This window comes from Halomonas sp. AOP7-B1-5 (assembly GCF_052353045.1).
GTDB lineage: Bacteria > Pseudomonadota > Gammaproteobacteria > Pseudomonadales > Halomonadaceae > Vreelandella > Vreelandella colorata.
Genome location: NZ_JBQTDC010000012.1, coordinates 21138 through 34699, shown reverse-complemented (window position 1 = coordinate 34699; position 13562 = coordinate 21138). Strand labels below are relative to the sequence as shown.

General features: G+C 55.0%; 9 protein-coding genes and 1 pseudogene. 3 read left to right on the top strand and 7 right to left on the bottom strand.

The genetic code is table 11. The features are described 5' to 3' along the window. Positions 1-8 precede the first annotated feature (8 nt). From ACT3XD_RS08260 to ACT3XD_RS08235, 6 genes are all read right to left on the bottom strand, one after another. Positions 9-1127, bottom strand: a complete 1119-nt coding sequence (locus ACT3XD_RS08260; protein ID WP_192539079.1) for an acyl-CoA dehydrogenase family protein — start codon at positions 1125-1127, stop codon at positions 9-11. 10 nt (positions 1128-1137) lie between these two features. Next, positions 1138-2331, bottom strand: a complete 1194-nt coding sequence (locus tag ACT3XD_RS08255) for an acyl-CoA dehydrogenase family protein (protein ID WP_018916220.1) — start codon at positions 2329-2331, stop codon at positions 1138-1140. 2 nt (positions 2332-2333) lie between these two features. After that, positions 2334-3749, bottom strand: a complete 1416-nt coding sequence (locus tag ACT3XD_RS08250) for an enoyl-CoA hydratase/isomerase family protein (RefSeq protein WP_192539078.1) — start codon at positions 3747-3749, stop codon at positions 2334-2336. A 95-nt stretch (positions 3750-3844) separates the two neighbouring features. After that, a complete protein-coding gene (locus ACT3XD_RS08245; protein ID WP_192539077.1) occupies positions 3845-5860 on the bottom strand; it encodes a TRAP transporter permease in 2016 nt (671 codons plus the stop codon). Between the two features lie 102 nt (positions 5861-5962). After that, the gene (locus ACT3XD_RS08240; RefSeq protein ID WP_192539076.1) at positions 5963-7123 is read right to left on the bottom strand and encodes a TAXI family TRAP transporter solute-binding subunit; all 1161 of its coding nucleotides are present in this window, start codon (positions 7121-7123) and stop codon (positions 5963-5965) included. Positions 7124-7334: 211 nt separating this feature from the next. Further along, entirely contained in the window at positions 7335-9035 is a 1701-nt protein-coding gene (locus ACT3XD_RS08235) for a SulP family inorganic anion transporter (RefSeq protein ID WP_192539075.1), read from the bottom strand. A 275-nt stretch (positions 9036-9310) separates the two neighbouring features. Here ACT3XD_RS08235 and ACT3XD_RS08230 point away from each other — a divergent pair. Next, positions 9311-10968, top strand: a pseudogene (locus ACT3XD_RS08230) (methyl-accepting chemotaxis protein). On the opposite strand, the gene rarD reads toward ACT3XD_RS08230, so the two are convergent. After that, positions 10939-11847 (bottom strand): EamA family transporter RarD, encoded by a 909-nt coding sequence (gene rarD / locus ACT3XD_RS08225; RefSeq protein WP_018916214.1) that lies wholly within the window; start codon positions 11845-11847, stop codon positions 10939-10941. The pseudogene ACT3XD_RS08230 and the gene rarD overlap by 30 nt on opposite strands. 73 nt (positions 11848-11920) lie before the next feature. Between rarD and ACT3XD_RS08220 the strand changes: the two genes are divergently transcribed. Together ACT3XD_RS08220 and ACT3XD_RS08215 are read left to right on the top strand one after the other, a co-directional pair. After that, positions 11921-12736 carry an amidohydrolase gene (locus tag ACT3XD_RS08220; protein ID WP_192539074.1) on the top strand — a complete coding sequence of 272 codons (816 nt, stop codon included), beginning with the start codon at positions 11921-11923 and terminating at the stop codon, positions 12734-12736. Next, positions 12736-13440 (top strand): pseudouridine synthase, encoded by a 705-nt coding sequence (locus tag ACT3XD_RS08215; protein WP_192539073.1) that lies wholly within the window; start codon positions 12736-12738, stop codon positions 13438-13440. The genes ACT3XD_RS08220 and ACT3XD_RS08215 overlap by 1 nt, the downstream gene beginning before the upstream one ends. Positions 13441-13562 lie beyond the last annotated feature (122 nt).

The following is a 13562-nucleotide window of genomic DNA, read 5'->3' as shown; positions in this document are numbered from 1 at the left end:
AAAGCTCCTTAAGCAACGCTTAGCTGGTCGCTGACCGTCTCAAGGTGATAGTCGCTATCGCCAAGGTAATGATCAAACATGACCAGATGCTTGGCATAGTGAGCCACATGGCACTCTTCTGTCATGCCCATACCGCCGTGGAGCTGAATCGCCTGCTCGGCAATAAAGCGTGCTGACTCACCACAATACGCCTTGGCCGCGGCAATTTTATAGTCCCGCTCATCAGCGGGCAGTGACAGGCTGGTGCAAGCTAAAATCGCCATGGAACGCGATTGCTCAAGGTGTAGGTGCATATCGACCATGCGGTGCTGAAGCGCTTGAAACGTCGCTAGCGGCAGACCAAATTGCTTGCGATCCTTTAAATAGGCCAGGGTTTGATCGCAGGCCTCCTCCATCGCCCCAATGGCGTCAGCACATAGCGCCGCGCGGCCCAAGGCAAGCACGTCGGCCAGCGCCTCACTGACATCTTCACTTAGGCAGTTTTCATCTGGCAGCGTAACGTCATCAAGGGTTAGGTCGCCGGCGGCCTGGTCATCCATGGTGCGGTAGAGGTGCAGCGATAGGCCGGGCGTGCCCGCAGGCAAGATAAATAAGCCTAGCTTACCGCTTTCCAGCCGAGCGGTGACCAAGTAGGCGGCAGCGGCTTCCAGGTTCAGCACGACATCTTTTCTGCCGGTTAACCGCCATTGAGCGTTGTGCTTTATAGCTTGGGTAGAGACGGCAAAGGCATCGTAGCGGGCACCATGCTCTTGCCAGGCGAGCGCCAATTGATGCTCACCCTCAAGGAGCGGGGCCAGCCAGCGGGTTTGCTGCACGCTGTTGGCGGTCAAGGCGAGGAGCTGGCCCGGCAGCACCAGGCCTGCCAGATAGGCTTCGGGTACCAGCCCACGGCCCAGCGCCTGCATGATAATCATAAGATCCGTACCATCACCGCCTAAACCGCCCACCGCTTCGCTAAAGGGCATATGCAGCAAGCCCAGCTCGGCAAAGGTACGCCAAAGCGTAGAGGGCGCTTGGCGGGGTGCATCCAGCATGGCGCGACGCTGGGTGGGGGAAACCTGATCAGCCACCAAGCGGGTGAGCGTCTCTTCGAGCATGCGCTGCTCGTCGGTCAAAGCAAAATCCATGGTGGCGTCCTTACATTTCTAGAATGGTTTTGGCGACGATACTTTTTTGTATTTCATTGGCGCCGCCATAAATCGATAGCTTGCGGCGATTAAAATACTGCGCGCTGGCGGACGCGCTTTGCGCGTTGGCGTCATCCAACGGTGCATCGCCGTGTAGAAAATCAGGAAAGAAGGGCAGCGCCGCCGGGCCAAGCGCACGCCGAGTCAGCTCGCTTAGCTCCTGGCGAAGCTCAGACCCGCGTACCTTGAGTAGCGAGCTTTCCGCGCCGGGGGCGCCGCCATCCCGGGTGGCCGCAATTACGCGCAGGTTGGTGACTTCAAGAGCCATGAGCTCAAGCTCCGCCTTTACCACCCGTAAACGAAAGCTGGGTAGCGCCAGCAAAGGCTTGCCACGATGTTCGATACGGCTGGCCAGCGATTTCAAATGACGCAGTGCCTGCTTGGCGTGGCCCAGACCGGCAATACCGGTACGTTCATGGGTAAGTAGAAACTTGGCGCAGGTCCATCCCTGGCCCTCTTCACCCACGCGATTTTCAACCGGTACCCGGACATTGTCTAAAAACACTTCATTTACCTCGTGGGCACCATCGAGGGTAATGATCGGGCGCACCGTAATGCCTGGGCTCTGCATATCAATCAGTAAAAAACTGATGCCCGCCTGTTTCTTGGCATCCGGGTTGGTGCGCACCAGACAAAACAGCATGTTGGCGTGCTGGCCCAGCGTGGTCCAGGTCTTCTGGCCGTTAACGATGTAGTGATCGCCTTCGCGTACGGCGCGTGTATTCAGCCCCGCCAGGTCAGAGCCTGCGCCTGGCTCTGAGTAGCCCTGGCACCACCAATCCTGGTTGCTCAAAATGCGCGGCAGATAGTGCTGTTGCTGCTCAGGACTGCCGAATTTCATGATAACCGGGGCCACCATGTTAACCCCGAAGGGCACGACTGTCGGCGCGTGAGCTGCGGCACACTCCTCATCGAATATATGCCGCTCGACAGGCCCCCAGCCGGGGCCGCCGTGCTCCGTTGGCCAATTAGCGGCTAGCCAGCCCTGCGCGCTAAGAATGTTCTGCCAGCGTAGATGATCATCGGCTCGCAGATGACGCCCCAGGCGCACGCGCTCACGGATATCACCGGGCAACGCATCGGCTAGAAAACGACGAACCTGGGCGCGAAATGCCTGCTCTTCGGGGCTAAAGGTAAGATTCATCGTTATACGTCCTTAGCCGTTGAGAGCGCTGCCTGGCGGTGCGGCCCACCTAGGTGGCGCGGGTAGCCCAGCGCCTCTACCGCGAGTAAATCGATATCGCTTTCGCGGTAGCAAAAGCCCTGCTGTGCAATGCCGATGCTTGCCTGTTCAAGGGCTGAGCGTTTTTCGCTGGCTGGGGCCTGCTGAGTCGCTTCGTACAGTGTATTGAGCAGGCTACGCTTCTGGCTGACCACTACGTTTGCTCGAAGGGCTTTTAACGTAAGCGCGGCGCGTTGCTGAGTAAGCGGCTCAGCGCCTAGATTGACCAGCTCAATCAAATCATCACTTTGGGGAATGACCAGGCTTAACGCGGTGTCACTCTCACCTTGATTGCCAATTTTGGTCAGGGCGATGGTAGTAATATGGAGTGGATGCTCCGCATGGCTTGTCGATGCAATAAGGCACAGCTCGGTGTTTTCGTTAGCAGTGTCGGTTAACTGAATGCCGGCCCGCTGGGCGGCTTTTTGCAAGCGTTCAAATAGCGGATGCTCGCCGATTAACGCCACTTGGTTAAAGGCGCTGGCATTCTCGACCCCAGGGACAATGTGCGGGCTGCGCGCGGCGAAAAACAGATGAATAAGCCCCGCACGCTGAGGCGAATCCATACAGGCGACAAAAAGCTCCCGCTCGCGGCGCAACCCGTCTTGAAGCGAGTCAGCCGTTACGCTTGCTTCGATTGCTTCAACAATGCGAAACGGTGAAAAAAGTTCCGGCGTTTCCCGAGTAAGGCGCTCACGCGTATCGGTAATCGCTTGCGAGTCGCTTTCAGGCGCAGGCAGGGTGCCGGTAATACGCGATGCTTGTTGGCCGGATAACACCGCGTGTGCCGCTGATAAGCCCGCTTCAAGCGGTGTCTTGGCGGTGCTAACGTCATCAATGATCCCCGCCTCAAGCGCTTCTGTAGCCTCAATGAAGCGCCCGCTAGTAATCATTTCGAGCGCACGCTCAACGCCAACCAGGCGTGGCAGCCGTTGGGTGCCTCCCGCGCCGGGCAGTAGGCCCAGCTTTACTTCTGGCAGCCCTACGCGGGTGCCTTCCAGTGCGGTGCGGTAGTGACAGCCCAGCGCTACCTCCAAGCCGCCGCCAAGCGCCGTACCGTGTAGTGCCGCAATTAAAGGTTTCGGGCAGGCTTCGAGTTGAGCAATCACATCCGGTAAAAGCGGCGCTTGAGGCGGCTTGCCAAACTCACGAATATCCGCGCCGGCGATAAAGGTTCGCCCATCTGCTAATAGCACCAGCGCTTTAGCGTCAGAGTCGGCAATGCCTTCTTCAAGCGCATTGATCAAGCCACTGCGCACTGCCTGACCCAGGGCGTTAACCGGTGGGTTGGCAATTTGGATAACGCCTATATCGCCGTGGCGCTGATAATGAACGGACATGGCCTGCTCCCGTGCTGTGTTTAGTGGCATTGGTAATATCTAGGTAAATCGTTAGTTGACTATATAAATCATTAATTAACGTGCCGTAGGCTGCATCAAGGTTCTATGGCCGTCGGGGTATGAGAGCGCTGATGATAGCGTTGGCTTAAGCGTGCCAACAAAATGCCTGGCACTAGTGCGGCAAGTGCCAGACCAATTAGCTCCCATTGGCTCAGCGGCACCATTCCACCCCCGGGTAATGCCAGCAACAGCCCCGCGATAAGAATCAAGCTACGAATGATGATCTCCTGCAGGGCGCCATAACCCAGGCGGCCAACGCCCATTAGATAACCCTGCATGGCTGAGGCAAACAAGATGATGCCGATAACCGCCTGGATAAACACGGCAACGATCATAAGCGGCGCGCCCTGCATAATTAGCGCGGGGTTAAGTACGAACAAAAACGGAATAAAGTAAATGACGCTACCCAGGCGCATCGCTTGTAGGCCCGTTTCCATCGGCCGGGCACCGGCAACGGTAGCGGCAGCAAACGCCCCCAGCGCTACCGGCGGTGTGATAAAGCTCAGCATGCCCCAGTAGAGGATGAACATGTGTACTGCCATGGGGTCCAGGCCGCCGCCTTGAATCAAGGCTGGTGCCAGAGCCACTGCCAGGAAGATATAAGCCGCGGTGACGGTCATGCCAATGCCAAGCACGAAGCTGGTAACGGCGCCCATAATCAGCAGCAAGGGCACGCTGCCCCCGGCGATATTAATGAAATCATTAGCGATGGTACCGGAAAGGCCGGTCATAGAAAGCGCGCCGACCAGCATGCCTACGGCTGCCAAGATGGCAATTAGCTCGGCAAACAGCTTAGCCGCCGATGACAGCGTATCGGTCACATCTTTCCAGCCCCAGCGGTTGTGCTTGGAGAACTGATTGAGCACCAGCAGAAGGGCGGTGGCGTAAAACGGCGCCACGGCTTCGCGCTGCATGATCAGCAGCATCCAGACGAGTAAGGCGAAAACGAAAATAAAGTACCAGCCCTCTTTGAGTGTCTGCTTCAGCGAAGGCAGCTCAATGGCCGGCAGGCCTTTGATATCGTGACGCGCGGCGTAGGCGTCTATCTGAATAAACAGGCCTAAAAAATACAGGATCGAGGGAATAACGGCGGCAAGCGCTACAGTCGAATAGGGAATGTCCAGAAACATCGCCATGACAAACGCTGTGGCACCCATCACCGGGGGCATTAACACGCCGCCTGTTGAGGCACAGGCTTCAACGCCGCCCGCAAAAGAGCGGCTCATGCCGATACGCCGCATGGCCGGAATTGATAATACGCCGGTAGTGAGCACGTTACTGATGACACTACCGCTCATGGAGCCCATCAGGCCACTCGAGAAAATCGAAACTTTGGCCGGGCCGCCGCGCACATGGCCTAGCAACGCAAACGCCAGATTGATGAAAAACTTGCCGCCACCGCTTTTTTGCAGCACAACGCCAAATACCAAAAAGCCGATTACCAGGCCCGCGAATGCCTGTAACGGTACCCCCATGATGCTTTCGGTACTCATGGTGTGGTACATGGCGGTTTGTTCAAGGGTGGATGGGAACGCCTGGATTGGCCCAGGGACAATGTCAGCCACCAGCGGATAAAGCGAGAACACACCTGCAATAATCGCAATGGGCAAGCCGCCAGCTCGCCGGGCCGCCTCAACGATTAATAGCCAGTAGGCGTAGCTTGCATAGATCGCAAGCTGCGGAGCGTCGAACGCCCAGCCGCGCTCCAGAATCGGCACCGCGTTAACAACAAAGTAGCCACCCACGATGAGCGTTGTGGCACTCAGCAGATAGTCGTACCACGGGATAGGCTGCTCCTGCTGGCTGCTACGCATGGGCCAAAGCAGAAAAACCAAGGGAAGCAGAAGCGCGACCACGGCGTAATAAAATTGTGTTTCCAGGCCCGTGACAAAGGTAAGCAACCCCAGGTTGAAAAGAAAATCCAGCGTCATCAGCATCAAAATGACGGTCACTGTGGCGGGAACCCAGCGCAGCGCCGGGGGCAGCTCACGGATCTGGCTGATCTTTTCTTTAACCTGCTGATTATTGGCAGGAGCAGTATCTGTAGTCATGGCGAGGTATCTTTGGTTATGGCGACTATGATATGGAAAGATCGTCAATCAGCAGAGGGCGGCGAGCGCCGCCCTTTGACGTATTGCTCGAAGACTTGAGTATTACTCGAAGATCGGTTCGAAGCCGGCATCACTCAATGCGCTGGCACGGGTTTCCATCCATGCGGTAGTAAAGGCCTCGTCATCACTGGGTGCGTCCTGCATAAAGCTTTCCCAGGCGCTTAACAGCACGTTCTGACGCTCGACCAGTTTATCCTGGTGCGCCTGCATTTCATCGGTCCATACATCGATCTCTTTGTAGTACTCCACCACGGCGTCGTGGAATGGCACTACCCACTGAAGGTCCTGCTGATCCAAGGCGTAACCAAGCGCACCGGGAGCGTTATCCTTGTAGTCGTCAAAATTCTCCTGCATGGCTTTGATCAAGCCGTAAGCGACGTTGTCTTCCAGGTCTTGATTGGCCACTACGATAGGATACGGATAGCTGGCACTGGGCACCGGATTGTCTGCGCTGATACCGCCAGCGCCTGATGTGGCTTCATGAGGGCGAAAATAAGGCGCCACCGCGGCCATGCGCTCCCAGCCTGCTTCATCGTTAGGATCTAGCACCGGCCAGCTGATACCGCGCGGGCTGCTGGCAAGCTGCTGGGCCGGAGGAGTGACAGTGGTCGTAAATGAGGCGTCTACATCACCGGCGATAATGCCATCAAACGAACGGCCATAGCCTGGGTAATCGACCCGTTCAACGTCATCCCAGGTAAGCCCGCCAAACGCCAGGTACGCTTCAGTGCCTTTATTGAGCGCATCATCGCCGCGTATATAGGCAATGCGTTTGCCCGCCAGATCTGCGGGTGTTTCAACCTCCAGATCGCCCGCCACCGCCAGAGAAAGGCCAAAAGAGGCAGTCGACGTGGTAATTACGCGTAGCGGCTGAGGGCCCCAGTCGCGATCGGCAAACATCATCACGCCTTCAGCGCCGTAGTAACTGGCGATACCGCACGCACAAAGGTCAACACGCCCTTGCTTTAGCGGTGTCATGCGCGAGACATCGTTGTCTCCTGGCAGAATGCGCACCGATGAGTCGTATTTGTTTTGCAGCATATTGCCGATGGCCACGGCTTGAGCGTAACCGCTCGAGTTAGTGCCGTAGGCAGTCCATGCCATGGTGGAGGGCAATTCAACCTCGTTGGCATAGGTGACAGCGGCACTTAACAACGAAAGTGGTAAGGCGGCAATGAGAAGGCGATGGGCGAAAGGGCGCATTGGCAGGCTCCATTATTATGTTTGTCGTTACATTTAGTTGCTTAGTGTTTTGCTGTGCGGTATTTGGTTTTGCTTAGTGGTCGGATGATAGTAGGTAAGCCAATGGGGAAATGTCAATGCTGTTATTAATCCAGATATAAAACTCACCCTTTAGAAATGCAAAAAGCCAGGTAAAGACCTGGCTTTTCAGAAGATTAGAAGAGTAGGGCAATTACGAAAATTCGCGCCAGGCTGCGTAAGTACTCAAAAAAACCCGGCCTGTCAGAGCGTCCAGAAAATCACTCTTTTTCAGCTTGTCCATGACGGGGCCTTTCACCTCAGATAGATGCAGCTTCACGTTGGAGTCTTTAAGCCGGGCATTGATTGCATCCAGGCTTTCCAAAGCAGAAGCATCAATCAGGTTAACCGCGGAGCAAATCAGCACAACGTGCTCAAGCTCAGGATGGCTTGCAACCAGGTTGTAGACGGTATCTTCCAAATAGCGGGCGTTGGCGAAATAGAGGCTTTCATCAATACGCAGTAACGCCACGTTGCTGACGGTTTCCACATCATGGCGGGCGGTATTACGAAAATGCTCGGTATCGGGCACCCGGCCCACAATAGCGCTATGCGGGCGGCTGGTACGGTAAAGAAAGAGCGCAATAGACAGAGTGACGCCGCCGATAATGCCCGCTTCAATACCTTCTACCAAGGTTAGCAGGATGGTCACTGCCATTGCGGCAAAATCACTGCGCGAATAGCGCCACGTTTGGCGCAGCATGGGGATATCCACCAAAGTGAGTATGGATACCGAAATAGTCGCAGCCAGTGTGGCAATGGGCAGGTAGTAAAGCCAACCGGTAAACGACATGGTGACCAGCGCAATACCCAAGGCTGCAAAGGCGCCAGCAGCGGGCGTTTGTGCCCCAGCATCGTAGTTGATAACGGTGCGCGATAAGCCGCCAGTGACCGGCATGCCGCTAGTGATACCGGCCGCAAGATTGGCTGCTCCCAAACCAATCAACTCCTGATTGGGGGAAATACGTTGGCGCCGCTTAGCAGCGAGCATTTGTCCCATGGAAACCGACTCAACAAAACCTACCAAGCTGATCAGCAGCGCCGGGATTAATAACGCTCGCCATAGTGAGGCGTCTGCCCAGGGAAAGCTAAGGGCGGGCAATCCGCTGGGAATGTCGCCGACCACCGCGACACCTGACGCTGCCAGCTGCCAATGCCAGGTGATCAGTGAGGTAGCAACTACCGCAAACACCGGACCTGCCTTGGTGAGCAAATCAGCAAGGGCAGGGGGGATACCAAACCGGGTAAGGGTCTGCTTGCCATAACGGCGCATGGCGATTAAAAACGTCAGCGTACCGGCGCCTATCCCAAGTGTGTAGGGGTTAAACGCGGGTAAATTGGGGATTAGCGTGATGGCTCGTTCAATCAGGGTAAAACCACTGCTGGACACACCCAGCAAGCTACCTAGCTGGCTTGCCGCAATTAATATGCCCGAGGCGGTTAAAAAGCCTGAAATAACGGGGTGGCTTAAAAAGTTGCTAAAAAAGCCCATGCGAAGCGCGCCCATGGTCACCAATATCAGGCCTGAAAGTAGCGAAAGGACTAACGCGGCCTGCAGATACGCCTCTGTGCCAGGCTGGGCAATAGGTGAGAGTGCCGCGCCGGTCATTAGCGCAATAATGGCCACTGGCCCTACGGCAAGCGTGCGGCTTGTTCCCATCAGGGTATAAAACAGTTGGGGCAGGATGCTGGCGTACAAACCAACAACGGCAGGCAATCCCGCCAGCAATGCATAAGCCAGCGACTGTGGAATCACCATGGCGGTAACAATGACACCCGCCAGCATATCAGCGCCCAGCAAGCGCTTATGATAGTGAGGCAGCCACGTAAAAATAGGCAAGTAACGCTTCAGCATGAACTTATGGACCGTTTGGAAGCTGTATTTTTTAAAAACCGAGGTTTTAAAGACTAGGTTTTAAAGACTAGTTTTAAGAACCGATAGTTCTTTCTTTATATGACTATATTAACGCGTTAAAGCCATCATTGCGGCGTTGCCGGATAAATTACTTATCTCTTCCCCCAAAGTGCTACTTCTTTCATAAGCGTAACCCGTTAAGCTCATGAAAAATGCTTACAAGCGCCAAATCTGTAACGCTACTCAATAACGTTAATTAAAAAAGAGTACTCCACATGCGGCTACTTCGTTTGCTGGCGCCTTTGGCGCTGCTGGGACTATCGGTCTGGTTAGTAGCGCAGGCCAGTCTATTAACCTATCTTGCGCTTGTGTGTGCCGGGTTAGCTGGCGCCGGAATGGTCGCCAATACTCAACTAAGCGTGTATTTAGCCAGTCAAAAGCGCCTGGCCCAGCCTATGCGTGGATTCAAACCGCTTAAGGATTATGGCTCGCTACGGGCCATGGCGTATCGGCTGATGCAGCGAGCTAGCAGTACGGCCATCGCATCGGCTGAGGTTTCACACTATGCCGATCTGATGGATCAGCGCCTTGGCAAGCAGGAAACAATGGCCCGGGAGGCGTCCTCCAGCATGGCGGCGATCAATGCCGCTATCTTGCAGGTGAGTACCAGTGCCAGCCAAGTGGCAGCACTTGCCGAAAAAGCCCGTCAATCCAGCCACCATAATCACGCTGAGCTTGCCGATATCGTCAGTGATATGAGTGACGTAGCTGAACGCTCGGACCAGGCGCTTGAGATGTTAACGCTCCTCAACGATAAAATTGAGCGAGTACGTCAAGTCACCTCAATGATTGAGGGTATCGCTGAGCAAACGCATCTGCTGTCACTTAACGCATCCATCGAAGCCGCCCGAGCCGGGGAGCATGGGCGGGGCTTTGCGGTAGTTGCAGGCGAAGTACGCAGCTTGGCATTAAAAACCTCAACCGCAACCCAAAGTGTCGAGACGCTGGTTAAAGATATGCACGAAAGCGGCCAGGATGTTGCCACTACGCTGGGGGCACTAATGATGCGTATCCGCGAGCGCTCCCAGGGTATGAGCCAAGTAGGCGAGGGGCTGGGTACTATTACCCACGAGTTCGATCATGTTCAGCGTGAAATCACCAGCGTCGCTGACGCCATGGAAACGACCAAAGCCCATAGTCAAACCGTGGCCGACAGCCTACGTCAGTTGGAAAGCGATGTAGATGAAGGTAATCGCAATATGCATGACCTGGCGGCGCAGGCGCGGGCTTTGATGGAGGCAGCCGAAGGGGTGGACGGAGAGCTGGCCCAGCAGCGCCTGCAGGGGCGCCATCAGCAGGTATTCAGTGTGGCACGCCAAGCCGCTGATCACATTGGCAGGCTATTTGAAAAGCTCTCAAAAGCGGTGCGCTTTCAGAGTCAGCGCTATTTCAGCCGGACTACCAAAAAATACCGGGCACCCAGCCGCCGTTGTATCGTACGGCGTTTGATGATTTTACCGATCAAGTGCTACCTGACCTTCAGGAGCCGCTGCTTACAGGGTATGAACTTAGCTACGCGATTGCCTGTGACCGCAACGGCTACGTGCCTACCCATAATGCTGCGGTAAGCCGCGCACCAACGGGGGATAGTGCGCATGACTTAAAATACTGCCGGAGTAAGCGCATCTTCGATGATCCTACCGGCAGTCGGTGCGGCACACATACCCAGCCCTTACTACTACAAACCTATAAACGCGATACGGGTGAGGTGATGCATGACCTTTCCGTACCGATTTTTATTAACGGTAAGCATTGGGGCGGTTTTCGCGTGGGCTATCAGCCGGAGCGTGTTTCTGACAGAGACGAGGTTTCTCTGGCGGTATCACATTCAGGCCAGAATCAGCTAGCTCACAACGGCTTGGCGCGGGCGTGATTGCCAGGATGACCATGAGTAAAGCGCAAGCCCCAGCCAGATCATGATAAAGGTGGCGAGCTGAATCATACCCAGCGGCTCGCCAAAAATGGTTAGCGCGATCAAAAACTGAATGCTGGGGTTGATGTACATCAAAAAGCCCAACGTCGAGAGCCTCAAGCGTCGGGCAGCACCCGCGAACGCCATTAACGGCAGTGCGGTTAATACGCCACTGATGATGAGCAGCCCGCTCATGGGCATATCATAAAGAAAGTGCGAGTCGCCCTGCCAACTAAGCCAGCTAATCGCTATAAGCGCGAGGGGGAAGAGCAGCAGGGTTTCCACAAATAGCCCCGACAAACCATCAAGCGGCACCTGCTTGCGAAACAGCCCATAGCTACCAAAACTGAGCGCGAGCATCAGGCTGATCCAAGGCAGCTCACCCAACATCGCAAACTGAATGGCGATGGCAAGGCTTGCTAGCCCCAGAGCGACTAGTTGTAGGCGGGCCATCACTTCACGCAGCACCAGCATGCCTAGGGCGACATTGACCAAAGGTGTCAAGAAATAGCCTAAGCTTGCCTGGAGCACCTGCTTGCTTTCGACGGCATAAATGTAAAGGCCCCAGTTAAAGGCAATTAGCAATGCACAGATAAGGACGCGTCCCAGGCGCTTGGGCTGGCTTAATGCTTGGGTCACGGGAGCCCAACGCTTTAAAAACGTAATCAAGCCAACCAGAAAAAGGCACGACCATAAAATTCGATGAATAAGAATTTCAAAGGCTGGAATGCCGTCAAACAGCGCGAAAAATAGCGGAAAACATCCCCACATAATGTAGGCAGTTAAGCCAAACGTGACGCCTTTGACTGCCTGGGGATCGCGAGTTGACGTGGAAAGCATAGCAGCCTCATTAACTAAAAATGCTAATCTAGCACATAATTTGAAAAACACACTGGCCGAAAGGAGAAGTGGCATGAGTCAGCTTAAAACGAGCCTTGTTCAGTGCGACCTGCGCTGGGAAGATCCGCAGGCAAACCATGCACATCTAGCCCAGCTGCTAGGCGATTTGGACAGCCGCGACACCGACCTTATTGTCTTGCCTGAAATGTTTGCCACGGGGTTTACCATGAATTCCCGTGAAATGGCCCAGCCGATGGCGGAAAGCCAAAGCGTTAACTGGTTGCAGGACCAGGCGAAGGCACGTAACTGCGTGATGACCGGCAGTGTCGCAATTGTCGATGACGGGCAGTATTACAACCGGATGGTATGGGCCACCCCAGAAGGCGAGATTAGCTACTACGATAAGCGGCATCTGTTTCGCATGGCGGGTGAGCACGAACGCTATGGCATGGGCAAAACCCGGCAAGTAGTCGAGCTTAAAGGGTTTAAATTACTCTTAAGCGTGTGCTACGACCTGCGTTTCCCTGTCTGGTCGCGCCAGCAGCCAGCAGACAATGAGCACTTCGAGTATGATGCGCTACTTTGTGTTGCCAACTGGCCAGCGCCGCGCCGCCAACCCTGGCGAACGCTGCTTCAAGCCCGAGCGGTTGAAAACCTTGCCTATGTCGTTGGGGTCAACCGGGTAGGGGAAGATGCCAAAGGGCTGGCTTACAGTGGTGACTCCATGCTGGTCGATTTTAAGGGCGAACCGCTCATTGACCACCCTGCAAATACACCGTTTATTGAAACGGGAACGCTAGATAAAATGGAATTAGATGCTTTTCGTGAAAAATTTCCTGCCTGGCAAGATGCCGACCGCTTTTCGCTACTGCCAGGAGTGGGTCAATAATGCGCCTTGACCGCTTTCTAAGTGAAACAACCCCGCTAACGCGTAGCTTGGCCAAACGGGCGCTTAAAGATGGTGACGTTACCTTAAATGGCAAACCTATCAAGCAAGCGGCCACCCAGATTGATACCGAGCAAGATGAGGTAACGTTTAATGGCGAAAAGCTCGAACTGGTCGGGCTTCGCTACCTTATGATGCATAAACCCACGGATGTGGAGTGCACCGCCAGGCGGGGCCTTTATCCGCGCGTTATCGACTTGATTGACCTGCCTAAAGTCGAGCGCCTGCAACCAGTAGGGCGGTTGGACGCCGATACCACGGGGCTTTTGTTGCTCACCGACGACGGCCAGTGGTCACACCGGGTTACCTCGCCACGCCATCGCTGCGCGAAGGTGTATATTGCCGAACTTGCTGAACCGGTAGAAGGTAGCGCCGCTGAATGGGCCATTAACCAGGTAGCCGAAGGCATTATGCTTGAAGGTGAGGAGACGCCAACTCAGCCCGCATTGCTACGCTTTCTAACGCCGACCCAAGCCGAGCTGACCATTACCGAAGGGCGCTATCACCAAGTGAAACGCATGTTTGTCGCCCTGGGGAATCATGTGAATGCGCTGCACCGCCAATCGATAGGCGATATAACGTTACCCAATGATTTGGCACCAGGGGAATGGCGTGAGCTAACCGCAGAAGAAATAGCCAGCTTCTAAAGCACGTCATGCGTTCTCGGCGCTATTGCACCAAGCAATAGCGCCGGAACAAACCCCTATAATTTATACCGTTATCTTGTTTGTTGCCTTGAAATAAAACATTCTCCCTCAAACACTTAAAT